The 11,242-nt window shown below is 33.3% G+C and carries 11 protein-coding genes; 7 read left to right on the top strand and 4 right to left on the bottom strand.

The annotated features are described in order from the left end of the window. Positions 1–3: 3 nt before the first annotated feature. Positions 4–972, bottom strand: coding sequence for an App1 family protein (locus BMX64_RS01315; protein ID WP_091165153.1), 969 nt, complete (start codon positions 970–972; stop codon positions 4–6). 65 nt (positions 973–1,037) lie between these two features. Between BMX64_RS01315 and BMX64_RS01310 the strand changes: the two genes are divergently transcribed. Continuing rightward, positions 1,038–1,928: a diacylglycerol/lipid kinase family protein gene (locus tag BMX64_RS01310; protein ID WP_091165149.1), complete on the top strand. Its 891-nt coding sequence runs from the start codon at positions 1,038–1,040 to the stop codon at positions 1,926–1,928. On the opposite strand, the gene BMX64_RS01305 is transcribed toward BMX64_RS01310, so the two are convergent. Next, positions 1,921–3,069, bottom strand: a complete 1,149-nt coding sequence (locus BMX64_RS01305; protein ID WP_091165147.1) for an 8-amino-7-oxononanoate synthase — start codon at positions 3,067–3,069, stop codon at positions 1,921–1,923. The two genes, BMX64_RS01310 and BMX64_RS01305, sit on opposite strands and share 8 nt — an antisense overlap. 97 nt (positions 3,070–3,166) lie before the next feature. Between BMX64_RS01305 and BMX64_RS01300 the strand changes: the two genes are divergently transcribed. Then, a complete protein-coding gene (locus BMX64_RS01300; protein WP_091165143.1) occupies positions 3,167–3,445 on the top strand; it encodes a 4a-hydroxytetrahydrobiopterin dehydratase in 279 nt (92 codons plus the stop codon). A gap of 59 nt (positions 3,446–3,504) precedes the next feature. Here BMX64_RS01300 and BMX64_RS01295 read toward each other — a convergent pair whose 3' ends face one another. Further along, positions 3,505–3,987 (bottom strand): DUF1761 domain-containing protein, encoded by a 483-nt coding sequence (locus BMX64_RS01295; protein ID WP_091165140.1) that lies wholly within the window; start codon positions 3,985–3,987, stop codon positions 3,505–3,507. A 182-nt stretch (positions 3,988–4,169) separates the two neighbouring features. Between BMX64_RS01295 and BMX64_RS01290 the strand changes: the two genes are divergently transcribed. Next, positions 4,170–5,024, top strand: a complete 855-nt coding sequence (locus BMX64_RS01290; RefSeq protein ID WP_091165136.1) for a leucine-rich repeat domain-containing protein — start codon at positions 4,170–4,172, stop codon at positions 5,022–5,024. Positions 5,025–5,266: 242 nt separating this feature from the next. Here BMX64_RS01290 and BMX64_RS01285 read toward each other — a convergent pair whose 3' ends face one another. Beyond that, on the bottom strand, positions 5,267–6,214 hold the full coding sequence (locus BMX64_RS01285) for an alpha/beta hydrolase (protein ID WP_091165132.1): 948 nt from the start codon (positions 6,212–6,214) through the stop codon (positions 5,267–5,269). 428 nt (positions 6,215–6,642) lie between these two features. Between BMX64_RS01285 and BMX64_RS01280 the strand changes: the two genes are divergently transcribed. The 4 genes from BMX64_RS01280 (at position 6,643) to uxaC (ending at position 11,238) form a co-directional block, all read left to right on the top strand. Beyond that, positions 6,643–8,091: an MFS transporter gene (locus BMX64_RS01280; RefSeq protein WP_091165128.1), complete on the top strand. Its 1,449-nt coding sequence runs from the start codon at positions 6,643–6,645 to the stop codon at positions 8,089–8,091. A 100-nt stretch (positions 8,092–8,191) separates the two neighbouring features. After that, on the top strand, positions 8,192–9,028 hold the full coding sequence (gene kduI / locus BMX64_RS01275) for a 5-dehydro-4-deoxy-D-glucuronate isomerase (RefSeq protein WP_091165124.1): 837 nt from the start codon (positions 8,192–8,194) through the stop codon (positions 9,026–9,028). 6 nt (positions 9,029–9,034) lie between these two features. Then, a complete protein-coding gene (locus tag BMX64_RS01270) occupies positions 9,035–9,820 on the top strand; it encodes a gluconate 5-dehydrogenase (protein ID WP_091165121.1) in 786 nt (261 codons plus the stop codon). A 17-nt stretch (positions 9,821–9,837) separates the two neighbouring features. Continuing rightward, a complete protein-coding gene (uxaC, locus tag BMX64_RS01265) occupies positions 9,838–11,238 on the top strand; it encodes a glucuronate isomerase (RefSeq protein WP_091165117.1) in 1,401 nt (466 codons plus the stop codon). Positions 11,239–11,242: the final 4 nt, after the last annotated feature.

The raw sequence follows: 11,242 nt of genomic DNA, 5'->3' as shown, positions 1-11,242 counted from the left end.
TTTTTATGCAATAATTCCAATAGATTTTGAGTGTGAGATTGCTTCACTGCTATTTTTGAAGTAACAAATAGAAACGTTCAAAGTTTCCAAATTTTTCATTACAGTGATTATTTTTTCTTTTTTAGTGGCGCCAGTTTGACGGATGTAAACTGCTTTTACAGTAACGGGGAAAATTTTGCAAATGGCTTCATATAAATAAGGATCATGTTGCGAATCATCGCCAAGAAGAACATATTCTAAGTTGGGATAAAATTCTAAAATGTGTTTTATTTTATCAAACTTGTGATTGTGATTTCCTCTGCCGGTCATGAAGAAATCAGTGAGACTCGTCTTGATGTCCTTCAATAGTAACACCGCTTTTGGCAACTCATGAAGTTCAGTGAATTTTGTGATGAAACGGTACAAATTCCATTCACTGCTGGAAACATAGAAAAAAGCATTAAGCTCTTCCTTTTTTTCTCTTCCTGCAGTACTTAAAGCTTGATAATGGGTTACAACATCATCATATATTTTTCTCTTATTTATGTTTTTAAATAACAAAACATATAATTTTTTCAACGGATTCAGTGTGTGAGATACTAAAAAAGTATCATCAATGTCAGATATGATTCCTAGATTTCCTTTGTGTGGTCGAATGTAACTGTCTTTTGTAGTGATAGTGACATTTTTGTAAACAATGCTTACTTCATAGTCAATCCAGCCGTATTTAGTGTCTTGGTCTAATGGTACGCAAAATTTAAAATAACCATCAACTAATGTTTTGGTATGGATTTTGGAATTGTTGTGTTTCAAATAGACATCGGCATTGGCCTGCGTTTTTATTTGAAACATTTTAATAACAGAAGTGGCATTTTTTAGGTTCTTTTTTTGAAAATTATACTCTTCAGCCGATGTAGGTTTAAAAACGTGCCCCATGACAATTAATTCTTGTTCATTTGCGTAGCCTCGGTATAATTTTAAAATTGGTTTCATAATATTGTATTACTTTTGATAAAAGTTCAATTTAAAGGTTTTTAATCAATAAAAGAAGAAAAAGTTTGAAAAAGAATATCATGTTGGTGGTAAATCCTATCTCTGGAGATGTAGACAAATCAGAGCTTGTTGAGGCTGCGACTATTTTTGCTGAAAAAGAAAATTTAAATCTCGTGATTTACAATACTTCAGGAACTTCAGATAGTGAAAACATAAAAGTGCTTTATGATACCTATATTCCAAAGCGAATTATTGTAGCCGGAGGTGATGGAACCATAAAGATGGTTGCTGAAGCCATGGAAATGCATGATGTTATTATTGGAATTTTGCCAGCTGGTTCTGCTAACGGTTTAGCAGTAGATTTGAATTTACCCACAACCATTGAAGAAAACTTAGAAGTTGCTTTTCACAATGATTATATGGAAATAGATATGATTTCCATTAACGGAAAGAAAAGTATTCATTTAAGTGATTTGGGTGTAAATGCAGAAATGATTAAGAATTATGAAAATAGCAGTATCCGTGGCAAATGGGGATATGCTTTGCAAACAGTATCTACTTTGATTGATTTGGAAGATCCGTTTATTGCGACCATTACAGGTGATTTTCCAACAATAGAATGTGAGGCAAGAATGATAGTTATAGCTAATTCCCAAAAATATGGTACAGGAGTTTCTATAAATCCAAACGGTGTGATGGATGATGGAAAGTTTGAATTAGTAATCCTGAAAAATATGGATTTAGTAGTCCTTGGCAAAATTATTACTGGAAATATGCCTATAGATGTCAATGATGTAGAAATTGTCTCTACGGATAAAGCTTTTGTTACAACCAATATTCCGGTGAGTTTTCAAATTGATGGGGAATATTGCGGCAAAGAAACGAAACTAAATATTGAAATTTTGCCCAAACAAATGAAAGTTGCAATTCCCAATCCAAACAGTGGAATTATTTAAATGGATTTCGCTGTTGCCAAATGGTTTCAGGTTCTAGATATTTGAAAATTTTTGGTAGAAATACATTTGCTATAGGAGTACTATGAGTCATTAATCCAAACATTTGGATGGGTTTTGCACCTACAGAACTTTTAATTTCCAATGCTGTTCTGGCAAAGACAATTTTCTTGAAATTTTTATTAATGGAGTAAGCAATCATGTCGTATAACATATTCAGATACAGCATTTTTTCACGCTGAATACTTTCGTCATACCCAAGAAAATAAGTATCCATTACTTCACCGTTTTTTATTAAAGTATTAAAACCAATTAGTTTTTCGTTAATAAAGTAGCCGTAGAAAAGAAATTTGTCTTTAAAGATTTCTTTAAAAACTCTAAAATGGTTTTTTGGTAGAAAAAAAGTATTAAAAGGGGCGTTTTTGGCGACATGAAAATACAATTCATAAATCGTATCTTCTAAAGCAATTATTTCTTCCAGATGTAATTTTCTTTTCTCAATTACAGCTGCTTTTTTTCGAGCTCTTTTGTATTGATCTCTGTATTTTTTTGACAGCGAATCGATGTAATCCGACTCCGACTTCCAATTTTCATTAATCGAGAAAACCATGTTGGGCTGTGTCGAGAACTGATACTCATTTTTGAATTCCGGAATGTCAAAATTTTTAATTTCTTCTTTGTTGAAATCTTTATAAGTTGTAATGTGAATGTTTATTCCTTTAGATTTAAAAATTTTTTTCAATTCCGTTGTTGCAGCGTGCAAGGTTTGTAATGCTTTCTTTTTATCAATAGTATTAGATAAGGAATATGAATTTTGACCCGTCAGCATATTGTTGCCAATAACGAGCACATGAGAGGCAAAGTTTCCGAAAACAATATTTCGTACAGCGGTTTTGACGCATTTGTCGCGTTCCCCAAAAGATTCTAGTTTATTCAAATCCAAAAATTGAGAAAGAGCACTACCAACTAAAGTTTCATTTTCGAAAATTCCAATGAAATGACAAATCATATTCTTAGGAGATGATTCTTCTAAAACCTGCAGGTATTTTTTGGATAAAAAAATAGTTGAAATTGCTAAATCATCCCAATTTGCAGGAAGTTGAGCAGTTGAACTATAAATTTTAAAGGAATAAGCTGTATTCAAATTGAAAAGTGATATTTTTCCAAAATTAGTTAATAAAGTTAAAGTATTACTGAATGTCTCGAAATTAACTAACTTTATATAAATAAAAAAGAAAATTATGAAAACCTATTCAGAGGAATCTATTCAAACCCAATTGAAAGACCTGAAAAATTGGAAATTTATCAATAATGGAATAGAGAAAAATTTTAAGTTCTTAGATTTTACTCAAGCTTTGGGTTTTATTGTGCAGGTAGGAGTGATGGCCGAGAAGAGTAATCACCATCCAGAATTATTCAATGTGTATAATAAAGTTACAATTCGCTTAACCACTCACGATGCAGAAGGCGTTACGGATAAAGACATTGATTTGGCAAAAGCCATAGAAAAGATTCAATAAAAAATAAATTTCGTCTTGCAGAGTAGCAGACGAAATTTATTTTAAATCAACAGCGATTTTTATTTCCAACCACAAATAATTCCACCCATAATTGTAAAGCACAGTATCCAAAATCCACCGGTTACAAGGGTGTATTTGAAACTTCTTCTTTCGTATAAGGCATTAGTTCCTATAATTGGTAACGCTAAAAACACTCCGGCCATAAAGCCATGTAATGTTCCGTGTTTAAAAGTTCTAAATGCTAATCCATAATCTGCCATGAAAGCTTCGTAAGAAAGTTTTGCGATACTTGGATCTCCGCCAATCATACCTAATGCTCCATATTGATGTATGGTGATCATTTGAAGTACGAAGCTGATGAAAAAAGCATACAGTAATGACGTACCAAATATTAAAAGCATATTTCCTCCTTTTAGCTTTTCTTCTGTCATTCCAGATTCTTTCATCCAAATTGTTCCAAAAACTTTTGGATGATACCAAACAAATCCGATTACAAGAGTAGATAAAGCCGCAACAAATAGTGCTAAGAAATTGATTTCCATAAATTTGAGATTAAGGTTAATACACCAAATTTAATGAAATTTTAAGTAACATTAAAACAAGATTAAATTGTAAGATATTACCACAGGTAAAAAAATATATGATGTAGTTCGTCGATTTTATTTGCTCATGAGCAGTTTAGTATATACCTTTAAATATATTTATAAAGAAAAATATCTTGATTATGAAAAAAATTACTATCCTGTGTTTTACTGTTTTATTTTCATTTTCAATGTTAGCGAACGTATCTTCATCTGAAAGAGAAATTTTGATAAAGCTATACAAAGCAACGAATGGGAATGAATGGATTAATAAATGGGATTTATCATCATCGGTTGCTACTTGGTATGGAGTGAAATTGCAAAATGATAAGGTAGTTTCTATAAATTTAAGTAATAATAATCTAATAGGAGAAATTCCATTAGAAATTGTAAAATTGAAAAGTCTTCAAGAATTAAATTTATATAAAAATAAAATTTCCGGAGTTATTCCTTCGACCATTGGCGATTTAAATGAATTAAGAATCTTAAATTTATCTTTTAATAAATTATCTGGGAATATTCCTAATTCTATCTGTAAGATGGTAAATTTAAAAAGTATAGAGCTTTATATGAATAGGCTTTCAGGTGAATTACCTTCTCAAATTGGCAGTCTTAATCAGTTAGAAGTTTTATCACTGTATAATAACGAAATATATGGCGAAATACCTACGTCATTATATAGTTTAAAAGCGTTGAAGATATTACTTTTGAATAGTAATAAATTCTCAGGAAGATTAAATCCTCAAGTTGCAAGCTTGAGTAATTTAGAGAGTATCAGTTTGTTTGATAATAATTTAATGGGTCAAGTTCCATTTGAGTTGGAAAAATTAAAAAACTTGAAAGAAATGAATATTTCATTCAATATGTTTAGTGGATTAGTTTCTAAAGATTTGGTCCAATTAGATGCTATGAATATGAAAATGATAAATGATAAAGGAATTGCAGTATTGTTGAATGTAGCGATGGATAAAAATAAAGCAGTTGTGTCTGAGGATTAGTTAATATCAATTCTAGTAAAGATTAATGCTGTATAAATAAGGATTTAGTTGTTAAATAATTTAGTTCGTTAAAAACCTGTGTAGCTTGCTTCACAGGTTTTTATGTGTTATTCCAGTAAATAAGATAGATTTTCTCCAAAGATTTACTTTTGAAACTATAATTATTTAAGTAATTACTAATAAAGAAGTGTTTGAATTAGTGATGCAATCCTTAAAAATATAAGATATTACTTTTAGTATTTTTAATTTAAAAACAACTGAATACGAAGCCAATTCTCGCAATCTTTAGTCCAATATTGGCTGGTATCTTTCACTCCCAAACCAAAGCCATGTCCGCCTTTTTCATACAAATGCAACTCTGTAGGAACCTTATTTTTCTTTAAAGCTATGTGATAATTTATGCTGTTTTCTATACGAACAACTAAATCATCAGTGGCATGAATGATGAATGTTGGCGGTGTCTCAGAATTTACGTGTTGTTCATTGGAAAATTTATCAATCAATGAAACGGACGGCGAAACCCCCAATAAAGTATTTTGTGATCCTTTGTGTGTTATTTCATTATTCATGGAAATAACGGGGTAGATTAATATTGAAAAATCTGGTTTTGCACTTACGGAATCAGAAACTAGATATATTGTGTCATTGTAATGAGTAGACAAAGTGGCTGCTAAATGTCCTCCAGCAGAAAATCCTATTACTCCAATTTTGTCTTTGTTTAAATTCCATTTTTCGGCGTTACGTCTGATATATCGAATTGCTTCTTGGGCATCTTGTAAAGGACCAATAGTTTTGTCTTTCATTATTTGGTCACTAGGTAGTCTGTATTTTAGAACAATGGCAGTTATTCCTAATGAATTAAGCCAATGGGCTACTTTCGTTCCTTCTTTATCGATGGACAAATGCGAATATCCGCCTCCAGGGAGAATTAAAACGGAGGAGCCATTAGAATTACCTTCAGCAGCAAGAAAAACAGATAGAGTAGGAGTTACAACTTTGCTGATGCTTTGAACCTTTCCTTCTTTATAGATTTCTTTTTCCTGATAGTCGGCTGCTTTTATTGCGCCAGGAATTGCATCAGTCCAAAGCGGGATAATTTTATCTTGAGCGTGTATGGGTAAAATGATACCAATACTAAAAAATACAGGTAAAATATAAATACTCATTTTTAGAATCTTATTTATTTTCATAGTAAATCTTATTTTTTACGTCATCTTTTTTTAATGAAATTTAGTTCTGACGTTTTATTAGTTGATAAATATTCAATTTTAGCACATCAAAAGTATTCCTAAATCTTAATTTATAGATATTTTGGCTTTAACATCAATTTTCTTAAATGTGTAATTTAATATTGTTTTTTTTATTTTATGTATTTATTTAGGTTGCTAATTTAAAATAATATTTAAATTATTTGGATAATGAATATTAAAAAGTATATTTGTGCAATCGATTACATTTTATTGCAATTAGATTTAATCGCTAGCAAAAAGGGTTTATTGAATATAAGGAAAGACTTTACCGAAATTCATTTTGAAAAGAGATCAATTCTGCGAATAAACTGTTTTACGTAAGAAGGATGCATTTTATATCGAAAACTAACTATTTTAAACATAACCAAATGATAAAGCAAACAAGTAAAAATATTGGGAACTACCGCTGGTCAATTTGTGGTTTACTTTTTTTTGCAACTACTATAAATTACTTAGACAGACAAGTGCTTTCATTGACATGGAGTGATTTTATTGCTCCGGAATTTCATTGGACCAACAATGATTATGGAAATATTACGGCGTTATTTTCAATTTTTTATGCAGTATCATTATTATTTGCAGGAAGATTTGTGGATTGGTTAGACACCAAAAAAGGATTTCTTTGGGCTATTGGGATATGGTCTTTTGGAGCTTGTTTACACGCATTCTGCGGTATTGCAACAGCAGGGATTATAACTGGGGATTGGTTTGTTGGTTTTGAAGGAGCTAAAGAGGCACTTAGTACGGTGAAAGATACTGGACTGATAATCAATGTAAGTGTGACTTTATTTATTTTTGCTCGTTTTGTTTTGGCCGTTGGTGAGGCAGGAAATTTCCCTGCAGCTATTAAAACAACAGCCGAATATTTTCCTAAAAAAGACAGAGCATTTTCTACAAGTATTTTTAATGCAGGTGCGACTGTTGGTGCATTGGCTGCCCCAATATCTATTCCGTTTATTGCAGAAGCGTTTGGTTGGGAAATGGCTTTTATTATCATTGGTGCCTTAGGTTTTGTTTGGATGGGATTTTGGGTTTTTATGTATGAAAAACCGGAGAAACATCTAAAGGTTAGTACCGCTGAATTAGAATATATCCAGCAAGATGATATTGCGGCTAGTAAATTAGAAGGATATGTACCGGAAACGAATACCAAGGTAACTTTAATGGATTGTTTTAGATACAAACAAACATGGGCTTTTGCTTTTGGTAAGTTCATGACCGATGGGGTGTGGTGGTTCTTTTTGTTCTGGACTCCTGCGTATTTAAGCTCAGTTTACGGCATGGATTCAACCGAAGCGGCTTTGCCATTATTTGTATTATACATGATTACGTTGCTTTCAATTATTGGAGGTTGGTTGCCTACGTATTTTGTTGAAAAGAAGGGAATGAATCCTTATGAAGGACGAATGAGAGCCATGCTGATTTTCGCTTTTTTTCCATTATTAGCTTTGATTGCACAGCCTTTGGGCCATATTAGCTATTGGTTGCCCGTAATAATAATTGGTATTTCAGGAGCGGCTCACCAATCTTGGTCGGCAAATATCTATACAACAGTTGGTGATATGTTCCCTAAAAAAGCAATTGCAACTATTACTGGTATCGGTGGTTTGGCTGGTGGTATTGGTTCCACGATGATCAACAAAGGTTCAGGATTGTTGTTTGATTATACTAAAGAAACCAATATGGCTTTTATGGGTTTTCAAGGGATTGAAGCTGGATATTTTATCATTTTTTCTATTTGTGCCGTTTGTTATTTGACCGGTTGGTTGGTCATGAAAGCATTGGTACCAAAATATAGTCCGATTACTGATTTATAAGTCGGTTTTTTAAAATTAACAGCTTTTTAGAGATTAAAAAATAGTACTTAAAAGAATATAAAGTACCTTTGTGTAATCGATTACATTAAAATGATATAACATGACAAATTTTTCTTTTAGATACGCTTCGAATCCCACGGACGTTAAGAAATATGGAACTGACGAATTGAGAGAGCAATTTTTAATTGAAAATCTTTTCGTTGAAAATGAAATACAACTGACCTATTCTATGTATGATAGATACATTGTAGGGGGAATAATGCCGGTTGACAAAGAATTAAAACTAGAAACTATTCCGTATTTGAAATCAGAAAACTTTCTGGACCGACGGGAATTGGGAATTATCAACGTTGGCGGTAGCGGAACCGTTACGGTTGACGGTGTGGCGTATGAATTGCAAAAAAAAGAAGCGCTTTATGTAGGTCAAGGCTGTAAGGAAGTTGTTTTTTTCAGTTCAAAAGGCGAACAAGCTTTGTTTTATATCAATTCGGCACCGGCACACACGAAATTTCCAAACAAAAAAATAGGGAAAAATGAGGCTGAAGTCATTCAATTAGGAGAAGAAAAAACAGCCAACAAGAGGATTTTAAACAAACTGATCGTCAACAGTATCGTTGAAACATGTCAGTTGCAAATGGGACTTACGGAGTTGTTGCCCGGAAATGTATGGAACACTATGCCTGCCCACACGCACAACCGACGAATGGAGGCCTATTTTTATTTTGATATAGAAGCACCACAAACGATTTGTCATTTCATGGGAGAACCACAAAACACTAGACATATCTTCATGCAAAACCACCAAGCCGTTTTATCTCCGGAATGGTCCATACATTCTGGTGCAGGAACGTCAAACTATTCCTTTATTTGGGGAATGGCCGGTGAGAATTTAGATTATGGCGACATGGATATCGTTGCGCCAAATGAATTAAGATAAGAAACTATGAATTTATTTGATTTAAAAGGAAAAAGAGCACTGATAACTGGAGGAACGCACGGTTTAGGTTTGGCAATGGCGGAAGGTTTGGCAATTGCAGGTGCTGAACTTGTAATTACGGGAACAACACCTTCTAAAATGGAGGAAGCGCTGGCGTATTATTCGAGCAAAGGATACAAAGTTTCTGGCTATTTATTTGATGTTACCGATGAAAAAGCAGCGGCAGACAACGTTGCATTAATCACCAAAGAATTAGGAGACATTCACATTTTAGTGAACAACGCCGGAATTATAAAAAGAGAATTAGCCATCACAATGCCGGTCTCTGATTTTAGAAAAGTGATTGATGTGGATTTAGTAGGCCCTTTTATCATGTCGCAATTGGTTGCAAATCAAATGATTGAAAGGCAGGAAGGCAAAATAATCAACATTTGTTCCATGATGAGCGAATTGGGACGCAACAGTGTTTCGGCTTATGCTGCTGCAAAAGGTGGTCTGAAAATGCTGACCCGAAATCTGGCTACCGAATGGGCAAAATACAATATTCAAGTCAACGGAATTGGTCCTGGTTATTTTGCAACCACACAAACAGAACCTATACGAGTAGACGGACATCCGTTTAATGAATTTATAATCAACAGAACGCCGGCTGCACGTTGGGGAAATCCGGAAGATTTAGCGGGAACAGCTGTCTTTTTGGCTTCAAGAGCGAGTGATTTTGTAAACGGACAAATTGTATATGTCGACGGTGGAATATTGGCTACTATCGGAAAACCATCAAATGAAAATTAATATTTAAGAAATTTATAATGAGTACACCATTTATAAACGACAATTTTTTATTAGAAAATAAATTTGCGGAAGAGTTATATCATAATTATTCTAAAAATCAGCCTATAATCGATTATCACAATCACTTGTCGCCACAGTTTATTGCTGAAGATAAAATTTTTGACAATATAACGCAGGTTTGGATCAACGGCGATCATTACAAGTGGCGAGCGATGCGTACGTTGGGGATCAACGAACGGTTTATAACAGGAAACGGTTCGGATAAAGATAAGTTTATGAATTGGGCAAAAACAGTTCCGTATACCATGCGCAACCCTTTATACCATTGGACGCATCTGGAATTGGCCCGTTATTTTGATATTCATGATTTGTTAAATGAAAAATCAGCTGAGAAAATATATATGGAGGCTTCCGCCAAAATAAATTCGGCAGAATACAGCACTCAAAATTTGCTTCGAAAAGTAAATGCTGAATTTGTATGTACTACCGAAGATCCAATTGATACTTTAGAATACCATCAAGAATTAGCCAAAAATCCTTTTGGAACCAAGGTCAGCACTGCCTTTAGACCGGATAAAGCGATTCTAATTTCGAATGATGGATATAATTCGTACGTAGACACTTTAGGTGAAGTTGCAGGAATTACGATTAGTTCTTATTCTGATTTGTGTACTGCGCTTACCAACAGGATTGACTTTTTTGATAAAAATGGCTGCAAACTTTGCGATCATGGTTTGGACCAAATTTATTTTGAAAATTTTACCGAAAGTGAAGTGAATTCAATTTTCAAAAAGAAAAGAGAGCGCAAGGAAATCAGTAATGAAGAAGCGTTAAAATTTCAAACCGCTATTTTATTGTTTTTATCGGAAACCTACCACCAATACGGTTGGGTACAGCAGTTTCACTTGGGAGCACTAAGAAATAATAATGAGCGCATGCATCGTATTTTAGGTCCTGATACCGGATGGGATTCCATTGGAGATTATCCGCAGGCTCAAAAATTATCTCGTTTTTTAAATGCTTTAGACCGTAAAGATAAATTGGCAAAAACCATTATTTACAATCTAAATCCTGCCGATAACGAAGTTATGGCTACGATGATTGGTAATTTTAATGATGGAAGTGTAAAGGGTAAAGTGCAGTTTGGATCCGGATGGTGGTTTTTAGACCAGAAAGACGGAATGACCAAACAATTGAATGCCCTGTCTAATATGGGATTAATTAGTTGTTTTATAGGAATGTTGACCGATTCCAGAAGCTTATTATCGTTTCCCAGACACGAATATTTCAGACGCATTCTTTGTAATCTTTTAGGGGATGAAATCAAAAGAGGTGAACTGCCAAATGATATGGAATGGATTGGTAAAATGGTTTCGGATATCAGTTATAATAATGCCAAAGAATATTTTAAATTCTAATAAT

The sequence above is a fragment of the Flavobacterium sinopsychrotolerans genome (assembly GCF_900110375.1).
GTDB lineage: Bacteria > Bacteroidota > Bacteroidia > Flavobacteriales > Flavobacteriaceae > Flavobacterium > Flavobacterium sinopsychrotolerans.
Note: the sequence above shows the minus strand (reverse complement) of the source record. Positions and strands in the feature narration are given on the sequence as shown.